This window comes from Micromonospora sp. CA-248212, assembly GCF_050948405.1.
In the GTDB taxonomy this organism is placed as follows: domain Bacteria; phylum Actinomycetota; class Actinomycetes; order Mycobacteriales; family Micromonosporaceae; genus Micromonospora.
Genome location: NZ_CP192023.1, coordinates 639,321 through 665,512, shown reverse-complemented (window position 1 = coordinate 665,512; position 26,192 = coordinate 639,321). Strand labels below are relative to the sequence as shown.

24 protein-coding genes and 1 pseudogene are annotated in these 26,192 nt (G+C 72.2%); 13 read left to right on the top strand and 12 right to left on the bottom strand.

All coding sequences use genetic code 11. From position 1 onward, the window contains the following. Positions 1-82: 82 nt before the first annotated feature. From ACQP03_RS03135 to ACQP03_RS03125, 3 genes and pseudogenes are all read left to right on the top strand, one after another. Positions 83-958: an SMP-30/gluconolactonase/LRE family protein gene (locus ACQP03_RS03135; RefSeq protein ID WP_357396313.1), complete on the top strand. Its 876-nt coding sequence runs from the start codon at positions 83-85 to the stop codon at positions 956-958. A 191-nt stretch (positions 959-1,149) separates the two neighbouring features. Continuing rightward, positions 1,150-2,253, top strand: coding sequence for an L-dopachrome tautomerase-related protein (locus ACQP03_RS03130; protein WP_357396315.1), 1,104 nt, complete (start codon positions 1,150-1,152; stop codon positions 2,251-2,253). A 41-nt stretch (positions 2,254-2,294) separates the two neighbouring features. Beyond that, positions 2,295-2,381 (top strand): annotated as a pseudogene (locus ACQP03_RS03125) (DUF421 domain-containing protein); the annotation flags it as partial. 7 nt (positions 2,382-2,388) lie between these two features. Here the strand turns inward: ACQP03_RS03125 and ACQP03_RS03120 are convergent. Further along, positions 2,389-3,144 carry a dienelactone hydrolase family protein gene (locus tag ACQP03_RS03120; RefSeq protein WP_357124127.1) on the bottom strand — a complete coding sequence of 252 codons (756 nt, stop codon included), beginning with the start codon at positions 3,142-3,144 and terminating at the stop codon, positions 2,389-2,391. 174 nt (positions 3,145-3,318) lie between these two features. Between ACQP03_RS03120 and ACQP03_RS03115 the strand changes: the two genes are divergently transcribed. Then, positions 3,319-4,242: an SDR family oxidoreductase gene (locus ACQP03_RS03115; RefSeq protein WP_433460194.1), complete on the top strand. Its 924-nt coding sequence runs from the start codon at positions 3,319-3,321 to the stop codon at positions 4,240-4,242. Positions 4,243-4,258: 16 nt separating this feature from the next. Here the strand turns inward: ACQP03_RS03115 and ACQP03_RS03110 are convergent, their stop codons facing one another. The 8 genes from ACQP03_RS03110 to ACQP03_RS03075 all read right to left on the bottom strand — a co-directional run bounded on the left by ACQP03_RS03110 (position 4,259) and on the right by ACQP03_RS03075 (position 15,844). After that, a complete protein-coding gene (locus ACQP03_RS03110; protein ID WP_357171954.1) occupies positions 4,259-6,268 on the bottom strand; it encodes an FAD-dependent oxidoreductase in 2,010 nt (669 codons plus the stop codon). Positions 6,269-6,365: 97 nt separating this feature from the next. Beyond that, a complete protein-coding gene (locus ACQP03_RS03105; protein WP_234586659.1) occupies positions 6,366-7,046 on the bottom strand; it encodes a response regulator in 681 nt (226 codons plus the stop codon). Further along, positions 7,043-9,595, bottom strand: a complete 2,553-nt coding sequence (locus tag ACQP03_RS03100; protein WP_433460191.1) for a DUF4118 domain-containing protein — start codon at positions 9,593-9,595, stop codon at positions 7,043-7,045. Before ACQP03_RS03100 ends, ACQP03_RS03105 begins: the two co-directional genes overlap by 4 nt. 77 nt (positions 9,596-9,672) lie before the next feature. Then, positions 9,673-10,554: a potassium-transporting ATPase subunit C gene (locus ACQP03_RS03095; protein ID WP_357171956.1), complete on the bottom strand. Its 882-nt coding sequence runs from the start codon at positions 10,552-10,554 to the stop codon at positions 9,673-9,675. Beyond that, positions 10,554-12,749: a potassium-transporting ATPase subunit KdpB gene (gene kdpB, locus ACQP03_RS03090; RefSeq protein WP_357124112.1), complete on the bottom strand. Its 2,196-nt coding sequence runs from the start codon at positions 12,747-12,749 to the stop codon at positions 10,554-10,556. The genes ACQP03_RS03095 and kdpB overlap by 1 nt, the downstream gene beginning before the upstream one ends. 20 nt (positions 12,750-12,769) lie before the next feature. Further along, a complete protein-coding gene (kdpA, locus tag ACQP03_RS03085; protein WP_357124110.1) occupies positions 12,770-14,425 on the bottom strand; it encodes a potassium-transporting ATPase subunit KdpA in 1,656 nt (551 codons plus the stop codon). Further along, a complete protein-coding gene (gene kdpF, locus ACQP03_RS03080; protein ID WP_036390805.1) occupies positions 14,425-14,514 on the bottom strand; it encodes a K(+)-transporting ATPase subunit F in 90 nt (29 codons plus the stop codon). Before kdpF ends, kdpA begins: the two co-directional genes overlap by 1 nt. A 289-nt stretch (positions 14,515-14,803) precedes the next feature. Beyond that, positions 14,804-15,844: a TRM11 family SAM-dependent methyltransferase gene (locus ACQP03_RS03075; protein WP_357124106.1), complete on the bottom strand. Its 1,041-nt coding sequence runs from the start codon at positions 15,842-15,844 to the stop codon at positions 14,804-14,806. A 72-nt stretch (positions 15,845-15,916) separates the two neighbouring features. On the opposite strand from ACQP03_RS03075, the gene ACQP03_RS03070 reads away from it, so the two are divergent. Next, positions 15,917-16,759, top strand: coding sequence for a zf-HC2 domain-containing protein (locus tag ACQP03_RS03070; RefSeq protein ID WP_357124672.1), 843 nt, complete (start codon positions 15,917-15,919; stop codon positions 16,757-16,759). A 130-nt stretch (positions 16,760-16,889) separates the two neighbouring features. Here the strand turns inward: ACQP03_RS03070 and ACQP03_RS03065 are convergent, their stop codons facing one another. Continuing rightward, positions 16,890-17,543 carry a TetR/AcrR family transcriptional regulator gene (locus tag ACQP03_RS03065; protein WP_357124104.1) on the bottom strand — a complete coding sequence of 218 codons (654 nt, stop codon included), beginning with the start codon at positions 17,541-17,543 and terminating at the stop codon, positions 16,890-16,892. Positions 17,544-17,777: 234 nt separating this feature from the next. Here ACQP03_RS03065 and ACQP03_RS03060 point away from each other — a divergent pair, with 234 nt between their 5' ends. Then, complete coding sequence (locus tag ACQP03_RS03060) at positions 17,778-18,932, top strand: peptidoglycan recognition protein family protein (RefSeq protein WP_357124101.1); 1,155 nt, start codon at positions 17,778-17,780, stop codon at positions 18,930-18,932. Between the two features lie 146 nt (positions 18,933-19,078). Here ACQP03_RS03060 and ACQP03_RS03055 read toward each other — a convergent pair whose 3' ends face one another. Continuing rightward, a complete protein-coding gene (locus ACQP03_RS03055; protein WP_357124098.1) occupies positions 19,079-19,333 on the bottom strand; it encodes a hypothetical protein in 255 nt (84 codons plus the stop codon). Positions 19,334-19,490: 157 nt separating this feature from the next. Here ACQP03_RS03055 and ACQP03_RS03050 point away from each other — a divergent pair, with 157 nt between their 5' ends. Further along, positions 19,491-19,709 carry a helix-turn-helix transcriptional regulator gene (locus ACQP03_RS03050; RefSeq protein WP_357124095.1) on the top strand — a complete coding sequence of 73 codons (219 nt, stop codon included), beginning with the start codon at positions 19,491-19,493 and terminating at the stop codon, positions 19,707-19,709. A gap of 126 nt (positions 19,710-19,835) precedes the next feature. Here ACQP03_RS03050 and ACQP03_RS03045 read toward each other — a convergent pair whose 3' ends face one another. Then, complete coding sequence (locus ACQP03_RS03045) at positions 19,836-20,138, bottom strand: hypothetical protein (protein ID WP_357124092.1); 303 nt, start codon at positions 20,136-20,138, stop codon at positions 19,836-19,838. Between the two features lie 156 nt (positions 20,139-20,294). Here ACQP03_RS03045 and ACQP03_RS03040 point away from each other — a divergent pair, with 156 nt between their 5' ends. From ACQP03_RS03040 to ACQP03_RS03015, 6 genes are all read left to right on the top strand, one after another. Beyond that, positions 20,295-21,455 carry an acyl-CoA dehydrogenase family protein gene (locus ACQP03_RS03040; RefSeq protein ID WP_357124089.1) on the top strand — a complete coding sequence of 387 codons (1,161 nt, stop codon included), beginning with the start codon at positions 20,295-20,297 and terminating at the stop codon, positions 21,453-21,455. Next, the gene (locus ACQP03_RS03035; protein WP_433460185.1) at positions 21,445-22,593 is read left to right on the top strand and encodes a CaiB/BaiF CoA transferase family protein; all 1,149 of its coding nucleotides are present in this window, start codon (positions 21,445-21,447) and stop codon (positions 22,591-22,593) included. The genes ACQP03_RS03040 and ACQP03_RS03035 overlap by 11 nt, the downstream gene beginning before the upstream one ends. 69 nt (positions 22,594-22,662) lie before the next feature. Further along, positions 22,663-22,941 (top strand): hypothetical protein, encoded by a 279-nt coding sequence (locus ACQP03_RS03030; protein WP_357171962.1) that lies wholly within the window; start codon positions 22,663-22,665, stop codon positions 22,939-22,941. A 161-nt stretch (positions 22,942-23,102) separates the two neighbouring features. Next, on the top strand, positions 23,103-24,437 hold the full coding sequence (locus tag ACQP03_RS03025) for a DUF2786 domain-containing protein (protein WP_357124080.1): 1,335 nt from the start codon (positions 23,103-23,105) through the stop codon (positions 24,435-24,437). A gap of 147 nt (positions 24,438-24,584) precedes the next feature. Then, positions 24,585-24,941: a YciI family protein gene (locus ACQP03_RS03020; RefSeq protein WP_357124669.1), complete on the top strand. Its 357-nt coding sequence runs from the start codon at positions 24,585-24,587 to the stop codon at positions 24,939-24,941. Further along, positions 24,938-26,191, top strand: coding sequence for an RNA polymerase sigma factor (locus ACQP03_RS03015; protein ID WP_357124077.1), 1,254 nt, complete (start codon positions 24,938-24,940; stop codon positions 26,189-26,191). Before ACQP03_RS03020 ends, ACQP03_RS03015 begins: the two co-directional genes overlap by 4 nt. Position 26,192 lies beyond the last annotated feature (1 nt).

Sequence of the window (26,192 nt, the reverse complement as noted above, 5' to 3'; positions counted from 1 at the left end):
GCGTGGATGGGGTGGGCGCGCGGTACGGTCCGCGCAACGGCACGGACCCCTGCCACCGCCGGGAAACCGCAGGAGGAACGAGATGGAGCTGACCGAACCGACCGTCTGGAACACGGAGCGGTTGGAGCTGGGCGAGGGGTTGCGCTGGGTCGACGACCGGCTGGTCCTGGTCGACCTGCTGGCCGGGCGTCTGCTGGAGACCGACGGCGACCGGCCCGCCCCGCTGAAGGAGCTACGCCGGCTCGACGTCCCGCTCGGCGCGGTCGCCCCGGTGGCCGACCGACCCGGCGAGTGGCTCGCCGCCGCCGGCACCGGCGTCGCCGTGCTGCCCGCTGCCGGCGCTCCCCGGCCGATCGCCGAACTGGTCGCCGACGCGCCCGAGCCCACCCGGATGAACGATGCGGTCGCCGACCCGCACGGCCGCTTCTGGACCGGCAGCATGACGTACGCGCAGACCCCCGGCGGCGGCACGCTGTTCCGGCTGACCCCGGGCACCGCGCCGGTGTCCGCCGTGACCGGCATGTCCATCCCGAACGGGCCGGCGTTCGACGCCACCGGCACCACCATGTACCTCGCGGACACGCCGCGTGGCGAGATCGACCGGTTCGCCGTCGACCCGGCCACCGGTGACCTGCACGGGCGGACGCCGTTCGTGCGGCTGTCCCCGGACGAGGGCAGCCCGGACGGGATGACGGTCGACGCCGCGGACCACCTCTGGGTCGCGTTGTGGGGCGGCTCCGCCGTCCGCCGCTACCGGCCGGACGGCAGCCTGGACCGGGAGATCCAGCTACCGGCGGCCCAGCCGGCCGGCATCTGCCTCGGCGGCGGCGACCTGCGGCGTCTCTTCATCGGCACCGCCTCGGTCGGCCTCACGTCGGCCGGTCCGCTCGACGGCGCGCTGCTCGCGGTCGACGTCGGTGTCCCCGGCCTGCCCATCTCCCACGCCCACGCCGTCTGACCCGACGTCGGACGGCCACCGACGACCCACGCCGAACCGGTCCGACCCGACGTCGGGCGGCCGCTGACGACCCGCGCCGGACCGCAGAGCGGCAGAGGCATATCGGACGCCGGGGTGGGAATAGCCACGCCGGAAGCGGCAGTGGGTCGACCGACAGGGGGCTGGACGATGAGCACCGTGGAGCGTTCGTCATGAACGGGCCGGTCGGCGACGAGCCGGTTGGCGAGTTGGAATTGGTGCACACCTTCACCGGCCCGATGCCGACCGGGGTGAGCGTCTCGCACCAGGGGCGAATCTTCGTCAACTTCCCGCAGTGGGGTGACGACCCGCCGGCCGGCGTGGTCGAACTGCGCGACGGCCGGGAGGTGCCCTTCCCCGACCAGGCGTGGAACAGCCCGTCCGGCATCGACGACGCGGGGGCGTTCGTGTCGGTGCAGAGCATCGTGGTGGACCCGGCGGACCGGCTCTGGGTGGTGGACACCGGCAGCCCGAAGCTCCAGCCCACGAAGCCGGGTGGGCCGAAGCTGGTGCGGATCGACCTGGACAGCGACACCGTGGCCCAGGTGATCACCTTTCCGCAGGACGTGGCGCCGCCGACGACGTACCTCAACGACGTCCGCTTCGACCTGCGTCGGGGCGAGGCCGGGGTCGCCTACCTCACCGACTCGACGGACTCCGGGCCGAACGGGATCATCGTGGTGGACCTGGCCAGCGGCGCCTCCTGGCGGCGGCTGCACGATCACCCGTCCACGAAGGCGGACCCGGTGACGACCTTCCGCCCCTTCGTCGAGGGTCGTCCGCTCATGAACCGCCCGCCGGACGGCCCGCCGAAGCCGCTGGCGATGGGCTCCGACGGCATCGCCATCTCGGCCGACGGCGAGCGGCTGTACTACTCCCCGCTGCTGTCCCGGCACCTGCACAGCGTCTCGGCCGAGGCGTTGGCCGACCCGTCGGTGACGCAGGAGGCGGTCGCGGCGACCGTCGTCGACGAGGGGGACAAGGGCACCGGGTCGGACGGCCTGGAGTCCGACGACAAGGGGCGGCTCTACTTCACCTCGTACGAGCACAACGCCGTGCTGCGGCGACTGCCGGACGGCGAGTACGAGACCTTCGTACACGACCCGCGCCTGCTGTGGCCGGACACCATGTCGGTGGCCGCCGACGGGCACCTCTACGTGACCGCGAACCAGCTGCACCGGCAGCCGCAGTACCAGCGGGGCCGGGACCTGCGACGCAAGCCGTACGCGCTGTTCCGGGTGAGGATCGACGCCGGCCCGGTGCTGCTGCGCCCCTGACCGGGTAGGCATGGCCGCGCGGGCGGCGGGTAGCCCGTCGAGTGGCCGACTGGCATGAGCTGTTCGTCCCGGACACCCCGTTGGTGGAGATCGTGGTTCGGGGCAGCGTCATGTACCTCGCGCTGTTCGCCTGCGTCAGCGCACCGGCAGGACACGGTCCAGCAGGTCGAACAGGGCCGCCCAGTGCCGCTCGGTGGCCTGCTCGTGGTACATCGGGGTGTCGGCCATCGTGAAACCGTGGTGCGCGCCCTCGTACACCTCGGAGCGGTAGCGCACCCCGGCGGCGTCGAGCGCCTGCTCCAGGGTGGCGATCTGCTCGGGCGTCATGGACTGGTCCGCGTCGGCGTGCCCGAAGTACAGCTCGCCGCTGATCGAGCCGACGCCCAGGTGCGGGCTGTCCGGCGCGTCGGTGACGACCCGCCCGGCGTGGAAGCTGGCGACGGCCGCGACGCGGTCCGGGTACGCCTCGATGGCCCGCAGCGCGTTCGTACCGCCCATGCAGTAGCCGGTGATCACGACCGGGCCCGGCCGGACGTCGTCGCGGGCGGCCAGGAAGTCCAGGTACGCGGCGGTGTCCCGGCTGATCACGTCGGGGGTCAGCGCCCCGATCAGCGGCACGATCTTCTCGAAGAGGGCCCCTCGCTGGTCGGCCTCGCCGAGCCGGGACAGGTCGAACAGGGGCGCCCGGCCGGCCCGGTAGAACAGGTGGGGCGTGAGCACCAGGTAACCGCGTTCGGCGATCCGCTCGGCCATCTCCACCAGTCGGGGCCGGGGGCCGAAGGCGTCCATGAAGAGGAGCACGGCGGGGAACGGGCCGTCACCGTCGGGCCGGGTCAGGCTCGCGTCCGCCGTTCCGTCGCTGGTCGGGATGTCCACCGTCGTCGTCTGCACCGAGCCTCCTCGTACGCCGATCTTGGTCCGTTCGGAACGTTACTCGCCCTGTCTGAGCAGCGGTCCGCCAGCCAGGGATCGGCGATCCCTGGACGAGGTCACCCTGAATACCGGGCGCGAACCGACCCAGTGTTGTCGGCGACCGATGAAGGACGCCGCGACGTGGAGGTTGTCGTGCTCGATGAGACCGTTGGGGACCTGACCGGAAAGCTCGCCGTGGTGACCGGCGGCAGTGACGGGCTGGGGCTCGCCCTGGCCAAGCGGCTGGCCCGCGCCGGAGCGGAGGTGGTGCTGCCGGTCCGCAACCCAACCAAGGGTGACGCCGCGCTGGACGCCGTCCGGGCCGCCGCGCCGGGCGCCACCGTGTCGACCCGGCAGCTCGACCTCGCCTCGCTGGACTCGGTGGCCGCACTGGCCGACACACTGCTCGGCGAGGGGCGACCGATCCACCTCCTGATCAACAACGCCGGTGTGATGACGCCACCCACCCGACATACCACCGCCGACGGCTTCGAGCTGCAGTTCGGCACCAACCACCTCGGCCACTTCGCGCTGACCGGACGGTTGCTGCCGCTGCTGCGGGCCGGACGAGCCCGGGTCACGTCCATGTCGAGCAGCGCCGCACGCTCCGGCAGGCTGGACTGGGACGACCTGCAGAGCACCCGACGGTACGGGGCGGTCCGCGCGTACAACGCCTCCAAGCTGGCCACGCTGCACTTCGGGCTGGAGTTCGACAGGCGCAGTCGGGCCGGCGGTTGGGGCGTCACCAGCAACGTGGCGCACCCCGGCACCACCATGACCAACCTGTACGCGTCCGGGCCCAACCTGGGCCGAAGCCGGCCCTCGCCACACCACGCCCTGATGAGCCGGCTGGCCCGCTGGGGCATCCTGGTCCAGTCAGTGGATGCCGGCCTGCGGCCCGCCCTCTACGCGGCCAGCAGCGAGCGGGCGCAGGGCGGCCGGTTCTACGGGCCGGACGGTCTGGGGCAGTTCACCGGCGCGCCGACCGAGTTGACCGTTTACCGTGCGGCCCGCGGTACGGACGACGCGGCCCGGCTGTGGACCGTCTCCGAAGGGCTGGTCGGCGTCGAGTACTGAGCGGAGACGCGCCCGTTCAGGCTGGTACGAAGCGCACGGCGTCGGCGACCACGTAGCCGTCGGTGTCCTCCGTGCGGATCAGCACGCTCCCGTCGCTGCCCGCGGTGAACGGGTAGGTGCCCATCGACACCCACTGGCCGCCGGACTGCCGCTGGTCGACGGTCCGGGTGGTCACCCCACCGGAGTACGCGATGTCCACCGGCACGTTCGTCGCCCGGTTCGGGTCGGCGGTCCAGCGCAGGTGCACGGTCCACGAGCCGGCGGTGGGCAGCGTCGGGCGGAACCGCAGCCGGTTGACGCCCTTGGCGGTGTTGCCGTCGTGCTCGTAGTCCGCGCCGTAGTAGCCGCCGATGCTGGTGCTGCGCAGCCACGTCCCGGCCCGGGTAACCCCGCTGGTCGAGGCGTTGTCCACGATCACCTCGCCGGGCGTTCCCCAGTCGAGCACCGCGCCGTCCTGGCGCAGCCGGGCCTGCAGGGCGGGTACGGAGACGGCCTGCACGGCGAGGTCGCCGGTGAGCGCCAGCGACGCCGCGGTGGCCGCCGCCTGCCCGAGGATCATGAACACGGGCTCCATCCGGATCGAGCCGTACGCGATGTGGCTGGCCGACAGGCAGACGGGCACGAGCAGGTTGGCGCACTGGTTCTGGTGCGGGACGATCGCGCGGTAGCTCACCGGGTACGGCTGCGGGACGCTGATCTGCACGTCCCCCTCGTTGCGGACCCGCCCGTCGACCACCACCCGCTGGCAGTTGTGTGAGTCCATCGTGTAGCTGGCCAGGCCCACCGAGTCGGTGACCCGCGTCCGACCCCGGCAGTCGGCCTCGGTCATCACGTACGCGGAGACCATCCGGCGGGCCTCGCGGATGTAGAGCAGCGGTGGCCAGCCACCCGTGCCGGTGAACTCGTCGACGGGCAGCCCCCACCGGGCGGTCGAGTCGCGCACGGTCGCCGGCAGCCGGGGGTCGTTGGCCAGGAACCACATCAGTCCCTGCTGGTACGTGCGGTGCTCGGCGATGATGCTCTCGCGGACGGCCCAGCTCGCCGTCGGGTACGCGTAGTTGAAGCCGATGTCGTCGGTGGAGACCGCGCCGTTGTTGTTGGAGTCGGTCTTGCCGCCGCCGATGGATGCGGTGGTGAAGTACGGCCCGGTGTAGCCGGCCTGGATGTGGCGCAACAGCAGCTCGTACCGGATCGGGTCGTAGCCGGACGGCCTGGCGAACGGGATGCGGTTCGCCGCCTGGGTGAGGCACATCCGGAAGCAGTACGCCTGGATCCGGTCGTCACCGCTGCCCTGCGGGGCGAGCGGGGTGGTGGAGATGCCCGGCAGCAGGCCGCTGGCCGGCGAGCCGGCCGTCACGTACGGGTCGACGGGGTAGACGAACTGGTGGGTGTTGCGGGACTGCACCCCGTTGATCGTCTCGCCGTACGTGTCGTTGGACTCCCTCCCCACGGTGAAGCTCACCCCCGCCATGGCGAGCAGGTCACCCTCGTAGGTGGCGTCGACGAACACGCCACCTGCGTAGACCGAGCCGTCCTCGGTGCGCAGCTCGGTGATCCGGTTGCCGGCGCGGCCGAGGCTGGACAGTCGGGCTCCGACGACCACCGGGACGCCCGCCTCGGCCAGCATCTCGGCGAAGATCTCGGTGGCGACGTGCGGTTCGAAGGTCATCCGCAGCGGGGAGGTCGGCGTGAGCGTCCCGCCGTGGTACTTGACGTACACCCGGCGGTAGAACTCGGCGGCCAGCCCGCCGATGGACGCCTGGACGCCGGTGTCGGTGGCCCCGAGCCCGGCGGTGCTCAGCCCGCCGACGTGGCTGGTGGGTTCGACCACCACGGCGGTGCGGCCGAGTCGGCGCATGGTTATCGCGGCGGCCAACCCGCCGGCGGTGGCGCCGTAGACGACCAGGTCGGCGGTGGTGACGGCGGCTCTGACGGGGCCGGCGCGGAACGGGTCGGCCAGGCCGGCCAGGACGAGGCCGGCGCCCCCGGCGGTCAACAGCCGGCGACGGGACAGGGGCAGGGACACGGCGCACTCCAAGGGGTAACCGGAGGGGACGGTTACAGAAGCACGCCGCTGCCACTGCTAGCGAAATTCTTCAATCTCGGCGGGCGGGTGTCAACGGTCAGGGACGGTAGCGGTAGCCCATGCCCGGCTCGGTGATGAGGTGGCGGGGGCGGGCCGGATCGTCCTCCAACTTGCGCCGGAGCTGGGCCAGGTACTGCCGCAGGTAGTTGGTCTCGTTCTGGTACTCCGGCCCCCACACCTCCTGCAGGAGCTGGCGTTGGCTGACCAGCTTGCCGGGGTGGCGCAGCAGCTTCTCCAGCACGCTCCACTGCGTGGGGGTCAGCTTGACCTCGGTGTCGTCGTCGCGCCAGACGCGGTGGTCGGCCAGGTCGACGGTGTGCCGGCCGATCCGCAGCGCCGGCACGGCCTCGGTGGGGCCGCCGAGCCGCCGGGTCACCGCGCGGATGCGGGCCAGCAGCTCCTCCACCCCGAACGGCTTGGTGACGTAGTCGTCCGCGCCCGCGTCCAGCGCGGCGACCTTGTCCTCGCTGCCGGCCCGACCGGAGAGCACGATGATCGGCACGGCCGTCCAGCCGCGCAGGCCACGGATCACCTCGACGCCGTCGATGTCGGGCAGGCCGAGGTCCAGGACCACCAGGTCGGGCGGGTGGCTGGCGGCGGCCTTCAACGCGGCGGCCCCGGTCGCGGCGACGTCCACGTCGTACCGGCGGGCGCGCAGGTTGATCCGCAGGGCCCGCAGGATCTGCGGTTCGTCGTCGACGACCAGGATGCGCGTCATTCCTGCGGCTCCTCCGGGCTGGTCTGGGCGGCGGCGGGCAGCCGCAGCACCATGGTGAGACCTCCGCCGGGGGTGGTCTCGGGGGTGATGCTGCCACCCATCGCCTCGGCCAACCCCCGGGACAGGGCGAGCCCGAGGCCGACGCCGGTCTGGTTGTCCCGGTCACCGAGGCGCTGGAACGGCAGGAAGACGTGCTCCCACTTGTCCTCCGGGATGCCGGGCCCACGATCGATGATCCGCAGCTCGACCTGGCCGGCGTGCGCGCTGGCGGTGATCGTGGGCGGCTGGTCGGGCGGGCTGTAGCGCAGCGCGTTGGCGATGACGTTGACCAGCACCCGTTCCAGCAGGCCGGGGTCGGCGGTGGCCGCCGGCAGGTCGGCCGGGATGTCCGTGGCGACGGTCGCGGCCGCCGGGCCAAGTTCGTCCAGGGCCAGGGGTACGGCGTCCTCCAGACCGATGGTCGTCGACGTGATGCCCAGCGCGCCGGCCTGAAGGCGACTCATGTCGAGCAGGTTCGCGACCAGTCGGGCGAGGCGGTCGAGCGACTCCTCGGCGGTCTCCAGCAACTCCTCGCGGTCCGCCTCGTCGAACTCGATGTCGTGGCTGCGCAGGCTGGTCACCGCCGCCTTAGCCGACGCCAGGGGCGTACGCAGGTCGTGGCTGACCGCCGCGAGCAGCGCGGTGCGCATCCGGTCGGCTTCGGCGAGGGGCCGGGCGGTGGCGGCCTCCTCGGCGAGCCGTTCCTGGCGTAGCGCGACGGCGGCCTGGGCGGCGAACGCCTCGACGATCCGCCGGTCGGCGGCCTCCAACCGCCGGCCGCTGAGCACCACGGTGATGCGCTCGTCGACGGGTACCGCGGTCTCGCCGTCGTCCGGCGTGCAGGCCGGCTGCTCACCGACGCTGGCCACGACGCACCAGGCGTGTTCCTCGCGGGCCCGCTCGGGGCGACCGCTCGCCTCCTCGGCCAGCTCCAGCAGACTCACCGCGCGCAGCCCGAACGTCTCGCGGAGCTGGTCGAGCAGGGCGGCCAGCGGACGTTCGCCGCGCAGCACCCCACCGGCGACGGCGGCGAGGGTCTGCGCGTCGGCGGCGGCGCGCGCGGCCTCGCGGGTCCGCCGGGCGGCCACGTCGACGATCCAGCTCACCGCGAGGGCCACCCCGACGAAGACGGCGAGCGCGAGCAGGTTGTCGGCCTCGGCGATGGTGAGCGTCCGGTACGGCGGGGTGAAGAACCAGTTGAGCAGCAGCGACCCGCCGAGCGCGGCCACCAGCGCCGGCCACACCCCGCCGACCAGCGCGACCCCGACCACTCCGGCGAGGAACAGCAGGATGTCGTTGGTCAGCGTCAGGTCGGGCAGCGCCTTGAGCAGCAGGGTGAGCAGCGGCATGCCGAGCACCGCCAGGCCGAAGCCGAGCAGCCGGCGACGTCGGGACAGCGCCGCGGGCACGGCCGACGCCCGCCGGCCCTTGCCGGCCTGCTTGTGGGTGACCAGGTGTACGTCGATCGAGCCGGAGAGCGCGGTGGTGGTCACCCCGACGCCCCGGGCGAAGATCTGCGCGAGGCGACCCCGCCGACTCGCGCCGAGCACGAGCTGGGTGGCGTTCACGCCCTGGGCGAAGTCGAGCAGCGCGGCCGGCACGTCGGTGCCGAGCACCTGGTGGTATGTGCCGCCCAGGCTCTCCACGAGCACCCGTTGGCGGGCGAGTTGGGCCGGGTCGGCGCCGGCCAGACCGTCGCTGCGGGCCACGTGCACGGCGAGCAGGTCGGCGCCCTTGCTGCGGGCCGCGATCCGGGCGGCCCGGCGGATCAGCGTCTCACCCTCCGGGCCGCCGGTCAGCGCCACCACGACCCGTTCCCGGGCCTCCCAGGTGGCGGCGATGCCCTGCTGGCTGCGGTACCTGTCGAGCTGCTCGTCGACCTTGTCGGCCAGCCAGAGCAGCGCCAGTTCGCGCAGCGCGGTGAGGTTGCCGACCCGGAAGTAGTTGCCCAGCGCGGCGTCGATCTTGTCGGGGCGGTAGATGTTGCCGTGCGCCATCCGCCGGCGCAGCGCCTCGGGGGTCATGTCGACCAGCTCGACCTGCTCGGCGGCGCGGACGATCTCGTCCGGCACGGTCTCCCGCTGGGTGGTGCCGGTGATCTGCGCGACGACGTCGTTCACCGATTCCAGGTGCTGCACGTTGACCGTGGACAGCACGTCGATCCCCGCGTCCAGCAGTTCCTGGACGTCCTGCCAGCGTTTGTCGTGCCGCGAGCCGGGCACGTTGCTGTGGGCCAGCTCGTCGACGACCGCGATCTCCGGCCGGCGGGCCAGCACCGCGTCCACGTCCATCTCGGTGAACTCGGCGCCCCGGTAGGTCATCGTGCGGCGGGGCACCTGCTCCAGGTCGCCGATCATCGCGGCGGTGTGCTGCCGGCCGTGCGTCTCCACGAAGCCGATCACCACGTCGGTGCCGCGCGCGGCCCGCCGCTGGGCCTCCTCCAACATCGCGTACGTCTTGCCGACGCCGGGAGCGGCCCCGAGATAGATGCGTAGTTCTCCGCGTGGCACGGGAACCATCCTCTCAATGTCGAAGGAAGGGCCCCTTACTAACGCTATGCGTTAGTAAGGGGCCCTTCCTTTCACGCTCAGCGCGCCGGGAACTGCTTGTCGAGGGCGATGTTGAGTTCCAGCACGTTGACGCCGGGCGCACCCATGAAGCCGAGCCCCCGCCCGTCGGTGTGCTCCTCGACGAGCTTGCGGACCACCGCCGGGTCCGCGCCGCGCTCCCGCGCGACCCGGTTCACCTGCAACTCGGCGTACGCCGGGCTGATCTGCGGGTCGAGACCGCTGGCGCTGGCGGTGACCGCGTCGGCGGGCACCGCCGGGTCGGCCGGCGCGTCGCCCCGGATCGGGGTGACCACTCCGCCCGCGGCCACGTAGTCCTCGCCGGGCTTGGCCAGCTCCACGGTGACCCCCTGGTACGAGGGAACGAACGGCGTCGCCGGGGCGACCTGGTTGACGCTGACCACCCGGGTGACCGGGCCGGTCAGGCCGTCGGCGCGGAACACCGCGAGTACGGCGCCCACCCCGTCGTCGGTGCAGAACGGACGCCGACCGTCGACGCCGTTCAGCTTCCCGACCGCCTTGCTGCGCCCGCAGACCTGGGTGAGCAGGCTCTCGCTGGACTCCTCCGGGTCGCTGGCGATGGTGTCGACGACGCTCTCCGGGCCGAGGTTGCTGGCCGAGGTGGACGTCGGGTCGTAGCCGTCGCCGGCGGCCGACGGGCGGGACTGGAAGTAGCGGGCGACGGGGTTGCCGTCCGCGTCGGTGAAGGACTGGCCGATCAGCGAACTGCCAACGGTGGCACCGCCCGAGGTGATCAGCGAACCGTCGGCCTTGTGGTTGAGGCCGGGCAGTTGGCCGAGCGCGACCAGGGCCAGCGGGTAGACCAGGCCGAGCAGCACCGTGAAGACGAGCAGGGCGCGCAGGGCGGCGAGGTGTTGGGCGATCCAGGTGGGTAGACGCATCACGAAATCCCCGGGATGAACTGGATGAGCAGGTCGATGATCTTGATCCCGATGAACGGCACGATGATGCCGCCCAGCCCGTAGACCAGCAGGTTGCGGCTGAGCAGCTTCGACGCGGCGGCCGGCCGGTACCGCACGCCGCGCAGGGCGAGCGGGATCAGCGCGATGATCACCAGGGCGTTGAAGATGACGGCGGACAGGATCGCCGACTCCGGGCTGGCCAGCCGCATGATGTTCAGCGCGTCCAGGCTCGGGTAGAGGCCGGCGAACATGGCCGGGATGATCGCGAAGTACTTCGCGATGTCGTTCGAGATGCTGAACGTGGTCAGTGCACCGCGGGTGATCAGCAACTGCTTGCCGATCTCCACGATCTCGATCAGCTTGGTCGGGTCGGAGTCGAGGTCGACCATGTTGCCGGCCTCCTTGGCGGCCGACGTACCGGTGTTCATCGCCACCCCGACGTCGGCCTGGGCGAGCGCCGGCGCGTCGTTGGTGCCGTCACCGGTCATCGCGACCAGCCGACCACCCTCCTGCTCCCGCTTGATCAGCGCGAGCTTGTCCTCCGGCGTCGCCTCGGCCAGGAAGTCGTCCACTCCGGCCTCATCGGCGATGGCCTTCGCGGTACGGGGGTTGTCACCGGTGATCATCACGGTCCGGATGCCCATCCGGCGCATCTCGTCGAACCGCTCGCGCATGCCGGACTTGACCACGTCCTTGAGGTGGATGACGCCGAGCGCACGGGCCGGCTCACCGTCGACGTGCTCGGCGACCACGAGCGGGGTGCCGCCGGTGCCGCTGATCGCGTCCGCGATCTCGCCGACCTGCTCGGTCGGGTGACCGCCGTTCTCCCGTACCCACTTCATGACCGCTGCGGCGGCGCCCTTGCGGACCCGGCGGGCCGTGCCCGACGCGCCACCGTCGACGCTGGCGTCCGGGGTCAGGTCGACGCCGCTCATCCGGGTCTGCGCGGTGAACGGTACGAAGGTGGCGTGCGGCATGACGCCAGGCTCGCGTTCGCGGAGCCCGAACTCGTTCTTCGCCAGGACGACCACCGAGCGCCCCTCCGGGGTCTCGTCGGCCAGGCTGGAGAGCTGGGCGGCGTCGGCCACGGTCGCGGCGTCGACGCCCTCGACCGGGACGAACTCGGCGGCCTGCCGGTTGCCCAGCGTGATGGTGCCGGTCTTGTCCAGCAGCAGCGTGTTGACGTCGCCGGCCGCCTCGACGGCCCGACCGCTCATGGCCAGCACGTTGCGCTGGACGAGGCGGTCCATGCCGGCGATGCCGATGGCCGACAGCAGCGCGCCGATGGTGGTGGGGATCAGGCAGACCAGCAGCGAGACCAGCACGACGCCGGTCACACCGGAGCCGTTGATCGCCCCGCTGTCCGGTGCGGCGGCCTGGTACGCCTTGGAGAAGATCGCCAGCGGCTGGAGGGTGACCACGGCCAGCAGGAAGATGACCGTGAGCGCGGCGAGCAGGATGTTCAGCGCGATCTCGTTCGGCGTCTTCTGCCGGTTCGCGCCCTCGACCAGGGCGATCATCCGGTCGATGAAGCTCTCCCCCGGCTTCTGGGTGATCTTCACGATGATCCGGTCGGAGAGCACCTTGGTGCCGCCGGTGACCGCGCTGCGGTCGCCGCCGGACTCGCGGATGACCGGGGCCGACTCACCGGTGATCGCCGACTCGTCGACGCTGGCGATGCCCTCGACGATGTCGCCGTCGCCCGGGATGATCCCGCCGGCCTCGACCAGGACGACGTCGCCCTGGCGCAGCTCCGGCGCGGGCACCGCCTCGTCGCGGTAGGTGTTGGCCCGCGCGCCGGGCTTCCAGTCGACCAGCCGGGTGGCGATGGTGTCCTGCTTGGCCTGCCGCAGGGCGGCTGCCTGGGCCTTGCCCCGACCCTCGGCGACCGCCTCGGCCAGGTTGGCGAAGATCACGGTCAGCCACAGCCAGGCGGTGATCGCCCAGGCGAACACCGACGGGTCGGTCACCGCCAGGACGGTGGTGAAGGCCGCGCCGACCTCGACGATCAGCATCACCGGGTTGCGCCACAGGGTGGCCGGGTTGAGCTTGCGTACGGCGTCCGGCAGGGACCGGACGAGCTGCTTGGGGTCGAGCAGGCCTCCACCGATCCGGTTGCCCTGCGTCGCCGGGCTGCCGGGAAGCTGCTCTGTCGGGGCGGACGTGACGGACATGTCCTCGTTCCTCATGATGGTCAGAGCCCTTCTGCCAGCGGGCCGAGCGCGAGCGCGGGCAGGAAGGTCAGCGCGACGAGGACCACCGTGACGCCGACGACCATCCCGATGAACAGCGGTCGGTGGGTCGGCAGGGTGCCCTCGGACGCGGGGGTGGGTGCCTGGCGGGCCAGCGAGCCGGCCAACGCGAGCACGAAGATGATCGGCAGGAACCGGCCGAGCAGCATGCACAACCCGAGTGCGGTGTTCCACCAGGCCGTGTTGACCGTGATGCCCGCGAAGGCGGAGCCGTTGTTGTTGCTGGCCGAGGTGAACGCGTACAGCACCTCGGAGAGGCCGTGCGGCCCGACGTTGAGCGCCGTGGAGTTGTTTCCGGTGGCGAACGCCGCAGCCGTGCCGACGAGCACCAGGATCGGCGTGATCAGAAAGTAGAGCGAGGCGAACTTGATCTCCCGCGACCCGATCTTCTTGCCCAGGTACTCGGGGGTGCGACCGACCATCAGCCCCGCCACGAAGACCGTGATCACCGCGAGGATCAGCAGGCCGTACAGGCCGGAACCGGTGCCGCCGGGCGCGACCTCGCCGAGCATCATGTTGCCCAGCAGCATCCCGCCACCGAGCGAGGTGAACGAGTCGTGGAACGAGTTCACCGCACCGGTCGAGGTCAGCGTGGTGGCGGCGGCGAAGGTGGCCGAGTTGGAGACGTCGAACCGCACCTCCTTGCCCTCCATCGCCGCGCCGACCGCCTGCGGGACCGTGCCGTGGCCGGCCAGCTCGAAGATGTTGGTGATGGCGACGCTGAGGAAGGCGAGGATGCCCATCACCGCGGCGATGGCGTAGCCCTGCCGGTTCTGCCCGACCATCCGGCCGAAGACCCGGGGCAGGCTGAACGGGATCAGCAGGATCAGGAAGATCTCCAGCCAGTTCGTCCAGGTGGTGGGGTTCTCGAACGGGTGCGCGCTGTTGACGTTGTAGAAGCCGCCGCCGTTGGTGCCCAGCTCCTTGATCACTTCCTGGCCGGCGACCGGGCCACCGGTGATCGTCTGGCTGCCGCCGGTCAGCGTGCTCACATCGGTGCCGGCGGACAGGTTCTGCACCACTCCGCCGATCATCAGCACGACTGCGCCGAGGACCGCGATCGGCACCAGGATCCGCAGCACGATCCGGGTCAGGTCGACCCAGAAGTTGCCGAGCTGCCCGGTGCGGCTGCGGGCGAAGCCGCGGACCAACGCGACCGCCACCGCGATGCCGACCGCCGCCGAGACGAAGTTCTGCACGGCCAGACCGGCCATCTGCACGAGGTGGCCCATGGTCGACTCACCCGAGTACCACTGCCAGTTCGTGTTGGTCACGAACGAGACGGCAGTGTTCCACGCGCCGTGGGTCATCACCGGGTCGAAGCCCAGCGACAGCCACAGGTGGTTCTGCACCCGCTGAAACAGGTACAGGAACAGGATCGAGACGGCCGAGAACGCGAGCACGCTGCGGGCGTACACGCCCCAGGTCTGCTCGGCGGCCGGGTCGACGCCGACCAGGCGGTAGATCCCCCGCTCGACGCGCGACTGCTTCGTCCCGGAAACGACCCGGAACATGTAGTCGCCGAACGGCTTGTAGACGGCGACGAGCGCCGCCACCAGCGTCAGCACGAAGATGACGCCCGCTGTTGTCATGGTCATCAGAAGCGCTCCGGGAACAGCAGGGCGAACACCAGGAACGCGCCCAGGACGATCGCGAGCACCAGACCGACGGCGTTGACCGCGTTCACAGCTTCTCCACCGCCCGGACCACCAGGGCGAGCACTGCGAACAGCGCCACCGTGAGGACCACGAACACCACGTCAGACACGCTGACTCCTCTTACCGGAAAGGTTCGTCGCGACCGCCTTCCGGTCGCGCCGGGCAAGCAAAGCCCACGTGCGCCTCAGACGGCACGGGCCATAACGCGACCATGACGGCGGCGAACCTTTTCTTGACGCGGTTTTCACGCACGCACCTGATCAGGTGAAATGCGGCACAAACCCGACGGTCCGAGACCGAGGAGAGGAGCCGGGCCGGTCAGGCCGGGCGGCGGGCCACCAGCACGTCGCGCATGATCGACTGGTCCACCCGGTGCCGCAACGCGCGGTAGGGCTCGTCATCGACCACGGTCAGGCCGGCGTCGGCCAGCGCCGCCGCCGCGTCGTCCCGGCTCGCGACGTGGGTGTTCCACGAGATGCCGAGCGCGCCGCCGGGCCGTAGCAACCGCGCCCAGACCGGCGCGGCGTCCGCGAGCAGCGCCAGCGGGTCGCGCGACAGACCCTGATCGGCGGTACGACTGCCGTGCTGTACGCCGTACGGGGCGTCGGCTACCACCACGTCGACGGTCTCCGGCCGGAAGAACTCGCCCGCCCGGGTGGTGTCGGCGTTGACCACGTCCAGCAACTGCGTGCGGCCCGCCTTGTGCTCCTCGCGGGTCGGGGCCAGCTCGATGCGTACCCGCCGGCCGACCACCTTGCGCTCGCGCCGCACCGGCCCCGATTCCAGCACCCGGTGCTTCACGCGCTTCTGCTTCAGCCAGGTGGTGACGAAGGCCCGGTACGCCTCGACGTCCTTCTGGTCGCGCTCGATCCCCGCCGCGTCGAAGCCGTACATCAGCGCCTGGTTGAGGGTGGTGCCCCGACCGCAGAGCGGGTCGAGCACCCGGAACCGACGGTCGGTCAGCTCGCCGGCCCAGTCCGACGCGAGCAGGGTGACGTTGAGCAGCAGCTTGGTGAACTGCTCGTTGGTCTTGCCCACGTACTTCTGGATGGTGAGCAGGTCGTCGTCGTACCGGTCCAGCCGGCTCCACTCGACCGGGCGCAGCAGGTCACCGACGATCTCGAACAGCGCGTACCCGGCGGAGAGGTTGCCCAGGACGGCCAGATCCCGCTCGGTCAGCCCGTCACCCGCGAACGTGACGTACGTCGCGCCGCCGACGACCTCGGTGTCCAGCTCGCCGATCCGGCCGTCGAGCGCCGAGCGGCCGAAGATCTCCAGCTCGGCCCGGGTGAGGTCGATGGCGGATCGGGCGTACACCCGGTTGGTGGCGGGCAGGATCAGCAGGCCGTAGCGCGTCATGATCGGGCGAGTATTCCACAACGGGTGACGACCGCCGGGAACCGGAGCGACGCGCGGACCGACTACCCACACATGGGGTGTGAGCAGTGGCGGGAGATCCTGTCCGCGCAGTTGGACGGGGAGGAGACCGCCGACGAACGGGCGGCGGCGCAGGGGCACCTGGACGAGTGCGCCACGTGCCGGGCCTGGTTCGCGACGGCGGCGGCGGTGACGCGCCGCGTTCGTACCCGATTGGTCACTGATGTCCCCGACCGGACCGACGCGATCATGGCCGCCATCGGCGGCGCTGCCGGGGCCGGGGCGGACGACGCGCCGGCGGCCCGCCGGTCGCGGTGGCGGCTCCACCTGCCCGGACGCGGCACCCTGGTCGTCGGGCTGCGCGCGGCGCTCGGGCTGCTCGGCGCGGTCCAACTGGTGCTCGGCCTCGCCCAGGTGGGCCGGGGAGCGGCCGCGGAGCACCTGCACGCCTCCGGCCAGCACCTGTGGCACGAGTCGGCCGCCTGGAACGTGGCGGTCGGGGCCGGCTTCCTCTTCGTGGCGGTACGCCGCAGCCCACCGGCGGGTCTGCTGCCGATGCTCAGCGCGTTCGTCGGCACCCTGCTGCTGCTCTCGGTCAACGACCTGGCCACCGGGTCGGTGAGCGGGGAGCGGCTGGTCAGCCACGGCTTCCTGGTGGTCGGCTACCTGATCACCGTGCTGCTGTCCCGCCCCGGGCTGCGTCCCGGCGGGCCCGCGCCGCAGCGGCAGCCCACGCCGTCGCGCTGGCGCTTCGGCACCGAGGAGGGCGAACGGCCGCTGCGGGTGGTCAACGCGGGGGCGTACCCCGGGCAGGCCGCCGACCGGCACGCTGCCCCGGCGGCGCGGACCGGTCGGGCCACGCGCGCCGACCGGACGGGCGACCGCCAGGCGGCCTGAGCCGGGCAGGGTCGCCGCCCGGGAGGCGGAGCGTCGCCCGGGAGGCCTGCCGTCCGTCGGGCGTTGCCCGCGGGGCCTGCTCCGCTGTCGGGCGTCGTCCCCAAGGACCTGCCCGCTGTGGGGCGGGTGACTAGGCGCGGGGGTCGACCGGGCCCAGCGGCTCGTCGGCGGCGATGACCTGCGGGATGACCTGTTCGACGATGGCCAGCAGCGTGGTGGTGAGCAGCAGGTGAACCTGGGCGCGGGTCAACGCGCCGCGCTGGAGCCACTCCCGGGCGGTGGACGTCGCCAGCCCGCAGTACGCCCGGACCATTCCCCGCAACTCCTCGTGGTCCTCGGCCTCGTCGGCCAGCCCGACGGCGACCAGCATCCGGTCCGCGGCGACCTCCTCGGCCTCGGCGAGCACCCGCTCCACGTCGGCGTCGCCGCCCATCCCCCGGGCGGTGACCGCCGCGAGCCACGACGTGCTGTGCCGGGACACCACGTCGAGGAACCACGAGACGCTGGCGTCAACCCGGTTCCGCAGATCACCCTTGGGCAGTCGTTCGAGGGCGACCTCCGGAATGGTCACCATGACCCGGACGACCTCCAGGTAGAGGTCCTTCTTGGTGCCGAAGTAGTGGTTGACCAGCCCTCGGGCGACGCCCGCCTCCCGGGCCACGTCGGTGGTCGACACGTCGGCGTACGGCTGCTCGCCGAACAGGCGGACCGCGCAGGCCAGGATCTGGCCGCGCCGGGCGTCCGGCTCCAGCCGGCGGCGGCGAGGAGCGGTCTCGACACTCATCTGCCCGACCCTAGCGGCAGCGCCCGGCCGGCCACGCCCTCGCCATGATCACGCTAGGTAACGAGTTCGTGCGGCTCTCCAGTGGCAATAAACCAAAAGTCCAGAGTGCCGTTTTAGCCTCTGTAGTGCCCCATCCTGGCGATGTATCCGCAGGGTTCGCCAGGGCACCACGGCCCCGGGCCGTCGGCCGGCATGCCGGCTGACGCCTGGCGCACCAAGCAAGGGAGCACAACTGTGGTTTCTCGACGTCGAGTCCTCTCCGGCGCGGCCGGCGCGGCGGTGGGCCTGTCGGCCGCCGGCACGTTCGCCGGCTCCGCGACGGCAGCACCGGCCACCTCCGCCGAAGTGACATCTCCGCTGGCCGCTCGGCGCGGTCGCCTGATGAGCAGGACGGTGGTGACCTCGCCGGCCATCCCGCTGACCCACCTGTCCATCCGGCACGGCGGCCCCTCGGCGGCGGTACGCCTGCGCACCGGCAAGGGGTGGAGCGACTGGCTGGAGCTGAACGCGTGCCAGAACGGCCGGGACGGCGGCCGGCCAGCGGCCCGCTCGAACGTCGTGGTCGCCAACGGCGCGACCGCGTACGAGGTGCAGACCGCCGACGGCTCCGACGCCACCGTCGCCGAGCTGAACACGGTCGACGGGCCCCGGCGGACGGTCGCCAACCCGCGAACGAACAACCTTCCGGTTCCGCGAGGTGGCCGGAAGCCGACGTACCTGCCCCGATCCCGGTGGGGTGCGGACGAGTCGCTGCGCCTCGCCGACGACGGCAGCGAACTGTGGCCGGCCGAGTTCTTTCCGGTGCAGACGCTGACCGTCCACCACAGCGGCGTGTACGAGCACAACGAGGACCCGGACCCGGCCGCGACGGTCCGTGCCATCTACTACGACCAGTGCGTCCTCCAGGAGTTCGGCGACATCGGCTATCACCTGCTGATCGACGAGGCGGGGCGGATCTACGAGGGCCGCTACTCCGATCCGGGACCCCTCCCGGTGTACGGGCCGGGCCTCGGCAGCGACCGCCGGCCGCTCATGGTCAACGCGGCGCACGTCGGCGGCTACAACGCCGGCAACATCGGCGTCTGCCTGCTGGGCCGGTTCACGTCCCGCCAGCCCAGCGCCGCCGCGCACCGGTCATTGGTGTTCGTCCTGGCGGGCCTCGCCGCCGCGGGTCGACTCGCCCCCGCCGGCCGGACCGACTACGTCAACCCGGTCAGCGGAGCGAGTGGCACGGTCGACGTCATCTCCGGGCACCGGGACTGGGCAACCATCGGGGCCGACCCGACCGAGTGCCCCGGCGACGCCTTCCACCCGTACCTCGGCACCCTGCGCCAGGAGGTGGCGGTGCTGCTGAGCCAGTTCCCGACCCCGCCGAAGCACCCGCGCTAGGAGACCCGCGCCCCACCGTCTCCGTCTCGATTCCGTCTCCCCCGACGCCCGGCGGAGGCGGTGGGGCGTGCGCACCTTCCGGGCAGTGATCACTTGATGCTCACCAGTTCGGCGGGCGTTCCTGGCAACTGGTGAGCATCAAGTGATCACCGGAGCCGGTGACGGCGGACCAGGTGTCGGCCGAGGTGCCGCAGGTTTGACGGCTCGGAGTAGAGCGCCGCGTTGATCGCACCGACCGCCACTCCCGGCGCGCGCTGCACCCGGTCGACGTCCCGCACCACCCGGCCGATCAACGTCAGCCGACACCGCAGGTCGAACAGCTCCCGCCGTGCGCAGTGCAACGCAGTCTCCAGTCCCCCGACCCGCTCCCGCAACCACGCCAACTCCGTCGCCTGATCCATCGCGCCCACCTCTCGCCGCACCGCGCCCACCCGGCCCGATCCGCAGCAGGCCGCCTCCGACGACCACTCTCGCCCTCACTGGAACCCCCTGTCAAGATGGGGAGCCCCATTCGGGGACCACCGATTGGGGATACGCGAACGTGCCTAGTGTCCAGGTGTGGGCGACAAGGGGCCGGGCGAGCTGATGGGGCCGTATGAGATCGGTCAACGGCTGAACGTGTCCCGAAGCCGATTCCAGCAGCTCGCGATGCGGCCGAGCTTCCCGAAGCCCTACCAGGAGCTGCGGGGCATGAAGGTCTGGCTGCGTGCTGACGTGGAGGCGTGGATCGCCGAGCACCGCCCGCCACGCCCCACCGACGGCGACGAGGCCGAGTAGCACCCATCTGGCGGCTGATCCACACGAGATCGCCGACCTGGGCGTATCCGATCGCCTGAATACCGCCACATCGCCAATCTGGAGTGGATCACCCGGTGCGGGGGTCCATGAGGGTCGCATGCGGGCTTAGCAGCCCTCCCTCACAGACCGCGTGAACGTCACGTCTCCGAACTCGAACACCGCTTGAGCGACCGCCTTTGCCTCTGTCGAATGGCACGTGTCCGTCAAGACCTGCCAGTCGCCCGTGCAGTAGAAGAGGTAGAAGTCCGCGTCGGCCTCGTCGTAGCGAGCGATCGCGAGATGGGCGACAACCTCCGCGAAGTTGCTGACGGAGTGCCGTGTCGCCCCGGTCGCCAACTGCCCCGGCGCGAGGCTGGCGACCAGCGTGACCTGGGCTCCGTCGAGCCGGGCCGGCGGCATTGCTCTCATGGCACGATCCTCACCCGGGCAGGCCGCTTGATCGACTCGATTTCCTGCAAGGCGGGGTGTCCTGCTCGGGCGGATGGCCCGACTTCATGGAAGCGGAGTCGATCAAGGCGTTGAGGGCTTATTGACATGCTGCCAACAGGGCGCGAGGGTGGTGCCATGCCCACGCCCGACGGCTCCCCCGCGCCCTGGCGGCGGCCCGAACACGACGACCTCGCCGAGCTGGCCCGCGCCTTCTTCACCAAGGAGGTGCTGCCGCACTCCGAACGGCTGCTGGCGCAGGGGCACCCGGACCGCGAGCACTACCGCCGCGCGGGTGAGCTGGGACTGCTCGGCCCGTCGGTGCCCGAGGAGTACGGCGGCGGGGGCGGCGACTTCACCCACGAGGCCGTGGTGCTGCACGAGCAGGCGTACGCCGGGGAGGGCAGCCTCGGGTTGGCCGTACACAGTGGCATCGTCACCGGCTACCTCGTGGCGTACGGCAGCGAGGAGCAGAAGCGGCGGTGGCTGCCCGGCCTGTGCGGCGGTGAACTGGTGGGCGCGATCGCGATGACCGAGCCGGACGGCGGCTCGGACCTTCAGGCGATGCGGACGCGGGCGGTCCGTGACGGCGACGACTACCTGGTCAGCGGCGCGAAGACGTTCATCACCAACGGCGGTCTGGCCGACCTGGTCATCGTGGCGGTCAAGACCGACCCCGAGCAACGGGCGGCCGGCATCTCACTGCTGGTCTGCGAGGTGGGTGGGGACCCGGAGGGGTTCCGTCGCGGCCGCCTGCTGTCCAAGATCGGGCTGCACGCCAACGACACGGCCGAGCTGTTCTTCGACGAGTTCCGGGTGCCGGCGGCCAACCTGCTCGGCGGCGTCGAGGGGCTGGGCTTCGTCCAGATGATGCAGCAGCTTCCGCAGGAGCGCCTGGTCATCGGCGTCGGCGCGGTGGCGGCCATGGAACGGGCGGTGGCGCTGACCGTCGCGTACGCCAAGGAGCGCACCGCCTTCGGCAAGCCGCTGATGGGCCACCAGAACACCCGGATGGTGCTCGCGGAGTGTGCGACGCGTACCCGGGTCAGTCGGGTCTTCCTGGACGACTGCGTCGTCCGGCACACGCGCGGCGACCTGGACGTCGCCACGGCCGCGATGGCCAAGTCGTGGCTCACCGACGGGCAGTGCGAGGTCGTCGACCGGTGCCTCCAGGTCTTCGGCGGGTACGGCTACACGACGGAGTACCCGATCGCCCGCATGTACGCCGACGCCCGGGTACAGAAGATCTACGGCGGCACCAACGAGATCATGAAGGAGCTGATCGCCCGTGCCCTCTGAGGCGTCCACGCGCGGCACGGACGGATCGTCGCGAGGCGGACCGCTGGCCGGCGTACGGGTGGTCGAGCTGGCCAGTCTCGCGCCGGCGCCGTTCGGCTGCATGGTGCTCGCCGACCTCGGAGCGGACGTGGTGCGCGTCGACCGGCCGGGCGGCCCGGGGGCCGGTCGGCTGGCCGCGCCGAGCGGAGGACCGTTGCAGCGCGGCCGGCGGCTGACCGCGCTGGACCTGAAGTCCCCGACCGGTGTGGCGGACCTGCTGCGTCTCGTCGAGCGGGCGGACGTGCTGGTCGAGGCGTACCGGCCGGGGGTCGCCGAGCGCCTCGGCTTCGGCCCGGACGTCTGCCGGGACCGCAACCCGCGTCTGGTGTACGCGCGAATGACCGGCTGGGGTCAGGACGGCCCGCTGGCCGCACGGGCCGGCCACGACATCGACTACATCGCGGTCGCCGGAGCGCTGGAACCGTTGGGCCGGGCCGGTGAGCGCCCGCACGCGCCGTTGAACCTGATCGGCGACTTCGCCGGTGGCGGCATGCTGCTGGCCGTGGGCGTGTTGGCCGCGCTGCTCGAACGGGAGCGCTCGGGCCTCGGCCAGGTCGTCGACGCGGCCATGGTCGACGGTTCGGCGCTGCTCACCTCGTTTCTGCACGGGCTGCTCGGCACCGGCCGGTGGGCGGCCCCGCGGGGGCGGAATCTGCTCGACGGAGGAGCGCCCTTCTACGACACGTACGCCACGGCCGACGGTGGCTTCATGGCCGTCGGCGCGCTGGAACCGGCCTTCTACGGCGAACTGCTGGCCGGTCTCGGCCTCACCGACGCGGACCTGCCCCACCAGTACGACCCGAGCGGCTGGGACGAGCTGCGCAGGGTATTCACCGAGCGGTTCGCCGAGCGGACGCGGGACGAGTGGACGGCGGTCTTCGCCGAGCGGGATGCCTGCGTCGCCCCGGTGCTCGCCCCCGGCGACGCGCACCGGCACCCGCACAACGCGGCCCGGGGCACGTTCGTCGAGGTGGACGGCGAGGTGCAACCCGCACCGGCGCCGCGCTTCGACCGTACGCCGACGGGGCCGCCCGTCCCGGCGCCCGATCCGGAGCGGGACGCGTCGCCGGTCGAGGAGATCCTGACCACCTGGCCGTAGCCGGCGGGACAGCCGTGCCGGTGTCGCGTTGATACGGTCGTGCACCGACGGTCCGGGGGGAGTCAGTGCATGGGTACGGACAGTTGGAAGGGCCACGTCAACGGGATCCTGTACGGGGTCCAGTTCGACAGCGCGCTCGACGACGCGGTGGTGACCCGGGTCGCCGAAGGGGTGGACGCCGGGCTCTACCCGGGCGACCGGGCCGAGACGCGGGACGCGATCGATCAGGCGCTGCGCTACCCGGACCCGCTCAACGACCAGGCCGGGACGCCCCACAGCGAGGACGACATCCGCGCGTTCCTCCGCCGGCTGTCGGCCGCCCTGGCCGCCAGCCCTTCCCAGAGTTGATCAAGAGGTTGGCGTCAGAAAACGGCTGCACCCTGACGCAAACCTCTTGATCACCGCCTAACGGGCGGGGTCGACTTTCTGTTTTGGGTGTCCGGGGTGGGGGACGGCATGATCATGGTGGGGGCGGGTCGCTGTGGGCCGCCTGGGCCGAGGAGGTGCCGGTGCCGGACGCGGAGGACCTCGTCGCCGACGCGCTGGCGGCGGTGCGTGGCACCGACGTACGACAGACCGAACGGCAGCTCGACCGGCTGATGGTCGGCACCGGAACGGCGGACGGCGCGACGGCGGTGGACGCCGCCCTGGCGCGACGACTGATTCGCGGCCTCGGGCGGCTCTGGCCGCGCGGTTGGCAGCCGGTCGACGTACACCGGATCGTCCGGCGTCGGCTCGACGCCGGCGCGGCCCGACTGGTCCGCGACGCGCTGGCCGCGCAGCGACGCGAGCAGGCCGAGCCGGTCCCCGCCTGGTGGGACGACCAGCTCCGCGTGCTCGCCGCCCAGGACCGGGACGCCGCAGGCCAGGGCTCAAGCGCCGGCCAGGGCTCGAAGGCCAGCCGGGGCCGGGACGCCGGCCAGGGCTCGAAGGCCGGCCGGGACGTCGGCCCGGAGGACCTGGTGGCCGACTGGACCCGCGCGGAGGGGCTGGACCGGGTCGACGCGCTGCGCGCGGCGGTCGACGTACTCGCGCTGGTGGAGAGCCTGCCGCCGATCGCGGTGCTGCGCCCGCCGCCGGGATCGACCGGAGCGGCGCTCCCCCGCGCCGCCGGTACGGCCCGCAGCGGGTCGCCGATGCTGGACCGGGTACGCGCGCTGCTGGCGAAGGCGGAGTCGACCACCTTCCCGGCCGAGGCGGAGGCGTTGACCGGCAAGGCGCAGGAGCTGATCGCCCGGCACAGCATCGACGAGGCGCTGCTGGCGGCCGGCACCGAGCGGGGCGACGTGCCGAGCGGGGTGCGCCTGGGCGTGGAGACCCCGTACGCCGGGGCGAAGGCGCTGCTCGTGCAGGAGGTGGCGGCGGCGAACCGGTGTGAGGCGATCTGGTCCGACGACCTCGGCTTCACCACCGTGCTGGGGTGGCCGGCGGACCTCGTGGCGGTGGAGCTGCTCTACACGTCGCTGCTGGTGCAGGCGACGGCCGCGATGCTGCGCGGGCGGGCCGAGCGTCGACCGGGGTCGGGCCGCCGGACGAAGGTGTGGGACGAGTCCTTCCTCAACGCGTTCGCGCTGCGGATCGGTGAGCGGCTGCGCACGGCCACGGACGCGGCGACCGAGGCGGCGGGGCAGACGGAAGCCGGGGCGGATCGGTTGTTGCCGGTGCTCGCCGCGCGGGGCGAGGCGGTCCGGGAGCGGCTGGAGACGCTGTTCCCCGGCGTGACCCGGCACCGGCTCAGCGTGCGCGACGCCGAGGGCTGGTCGTCCGGCACCTCGGCCGCCGACCGGGCGTCCCTGGACGTCGGCGGCGGCTCCACGCCTCGGCAGGTGCCGGGCCGACCCTGATCCGCCCGGCGTGGGAGCGCCACGGCCGGACGTTTCTGCGATTTTCTTCGGTAGGCGGTAGGGAACGGGGTGACGGCTCCGACCCTCCGGTGAGCCGCACCCCAGCCGGGGCGCGACCAGAAACCGAGGAGCATCCCCGTGAAGTACATGTTGCTGATCTGGAACCGGCCCGGCTTCACCGAAGGGCTGACCGAGGAGGACCGCACCGCCCTGTTCGGCGAGGTCGACGAGATCATGAAGGAGCTGGCCGAGACCGGTGAGCTGATCGGCGGCCAGGCGCTGGCCGACCCGTCGCAGACGCAGACGGTCCGGCTGGCCGGCGGTCAACCCGAGATCGTCGACGGGCCGTTCATGGAGAGCAAGGAGCAGTTCGCCGGCTACCTGGCCGTGGACTGCGACAGCCCGCAACGGGCCGCCGAGATCGCCGCCCGCTGGCCGGACGTGCGCTACGGCGGCGCGATGGAGGTCCGCCCGATCATGGACGAGGCCGGGACGGAGATGTGACCGACGACCGGACGGTCGAGGATCTGCTGCGCACACTCGCGCCGCAGGTCCTCGGCCTGCTGGTCCGTCGGCACGGCCAGTTCGACAGGTGCGAGGACGCGGTCCAGGAGGCGCTGCTGGCCGCCGCGACGCAGTGGCCCGGGCAGGGCGTACCGGACAACCCGCGCGCCTGGCTGCTCACCGTGGCGACCCGCCGGCTCACCGACGAGTGGCGCAGCGAGAGCGCCCGCCGGCAGCGCGAGGTCGCGGTGGCGCTGCGCGAGCCGGCGTACGCCCAGGTGGCGCCTCCGGCGGACGCGCAGCCGGCGGTGCCGGACGCGGACGACACGCTGACCCTGCTGTTCCTCTGCTGTCATCCGGCGCTGGCCCCCTCGGCGCAGGTGGCGCTCACGCTGCGCGCGGTGGGCGGCCTCAGCACGGCCCAGATCGCCCGGGCGCACCTGGTGCCGGAGGCGACCATGAGCCAGCGCATCCGGCGGGCCAAGCAGCGGATCGAGGCGGCTGGCGCACGGTTCGCCATGCCCGGACCGGCCGAGCGGGAGGAGCGGCTGCGGACGGTGCTGCGGGTGCTCTACCTGATCTTCAACGAGGGGTACACGGCGTCGAGCGGGCCGGACCTGCGCCGGGCCGAGCTGACGGCCGAGGCGATCCGACTCGGCCGCGTCCTGCACGGGCTGCTGCCCGACGACGGCGAGGTCACCGGGCTGCTGGCGCTCATGCTGCTCACCGACGCGCACCGGGCGGCACGGGTGGGCGCGGACGGGGAGTTGGTGCCGCTGACGGAACAGGACCGTTCCCGCTGGGACGCCGCCGCCATCGCGGAGGGGGTCGCGCTGATCACCGAGGCGTTGACCTGGTCGCCGCCCGGCCCGTACCAGCTGCAGGCCGCCATCGCCGCCGTGCACGCGGAGGCGGCGACGGCGGCGGAGACGGACTGGCGGCAGATCGTCGCGCTCTACCGGCTGCTGGGCCGAATCGCCCCGAACCCGCTGGTCACGCTCAACCAGGCGGTCGCGGTGGCGATGGTGGACGGGCCCCGGGCGGGGCTCGACCTGCTCGGCCCGTTGGACGCCGACGAGCGCACCGCCGGGCACCACCGCCTCGCGGCCGTGCGGGCGCACCTGCTGGAGCTGGCCGGCGAGCCGGCGGCGGCGCGGGAGGCGTACCTGGCGGCGGCGCGCGGCACCACGAGCCTGCCCGAGCAGCGCTACCTGGAGCTGCGCGCCACCCGACTGGCGGCGCGGCGGTGAC

What these genes read in the sequence shown, in the direction of transcription:
- ACQP03_RS03135 (WP_357396313.1), top strand. Translation starts at nt 83, where the DNA reads ATGGAGCTGACCGAACCGACCGTCTGGAACACGGAGCGGTTGGAGCTG.
- ACQP03_RS03130 (WP_357396315.1), top strand. Translation starts at nt 1,150, where the DNA reads ATGAACGGGCCGGTCGGCGACGAGCCGGTTGGCGAGTTGGAATTGGTG.
- ACQP03_RS03105 (WP_234586659.1), bottom strand. Translation starts at nt 7,046, where the DNA reads ATGACGCGCATCCTGGTCGTCGACGACGAACCGCAGATCCTGCGGGCC.
- ACQP03_RS03095 (WP_357171956.1), bottom strand. Translation starts at nt 10,554, where the DNA reads ATGCGTCTACCCACCTGGATCGCCCAACACCTCGCCGCCCTGCGCGCC.
- kdpB (WP_357124112.1), bottom strand. Translation starts at nt 12,749, where the DNA reads ATGTCCGTCACGTCCGCCCCGACAGAGCAGCTTCCCGGCAGCCCGGCG.
- kdpA (WP_357124110.1), bottom strand. Translation starts at nt 14,425, where the DNA reads ATGACCATGACAACAGCGGGCGTCATCTTCGTGCTGACGCTGGTGGCG.
- ACQP03_RS03075 (WP_357124106.1), bottom strand. Translation starts at nt 15,844, where the DNA reads ATGACGCGCTACGGCCTGCTGATCCTGCCCGCCACCAACCGGGTGTAC.
- ACQP03_RS03070 (WP_357124672.1), top strand. Translation starts at nt 15,917, where the DNA reads ATGGGGTGTGAGCAGTGGCGGGAGATCCTGTCCGCGCAGTTGGACGGG.
- ACQP03_RS03065 (WP_357124104.1), bottom strand. Translation starts at nt 17,543, where the DNA reads ATGAGTGTCGAGACCGCTCCTCGCCGCCGCCGGCTGGAGCCGGACGCC.
- ACQP03_RS03055 (WP_357124098.1), bottom strand. Translation starts at nt 19,333, where the DNA reads ATGGATCAGGCGACGGAGTTGGCGTGGTTGCGGGAGCGGGTCGGGGGA.
- ACQP03_RS03045 (WP_357124092.1), bottom strand. Translation starts at nt 20,138, where the DNA reads ATGAGAGCAATGCCGCCGGCCCGGCTCGACGGAGCCCAGGTCACGCTG.
- ACQP03_RS03040 (WP_357124089.1), top strand. Translation starts at nt 20,295, where the DNA reads ATGCCCACGCCCGACGGCTCCCCCGCGCCCTGGCGGCGGCCCGAACAC.
- ACQP03_RS03030 (WP_357171962.1), top strand. Translation starts at nt 22,663, where the DNA reads ATGGGTACGGACAGTTGGAAGGGCCACGTCAACGGGATCCTGTACGGG.
- ACQP03_RS03020 (WP_357124669.1), top strand. Translation starts at nt 24,585, where the DNA reads ATGTTGCTGATCTGGAACCGGCCCGGCTTCACCGAAGGGCTGACCGAG.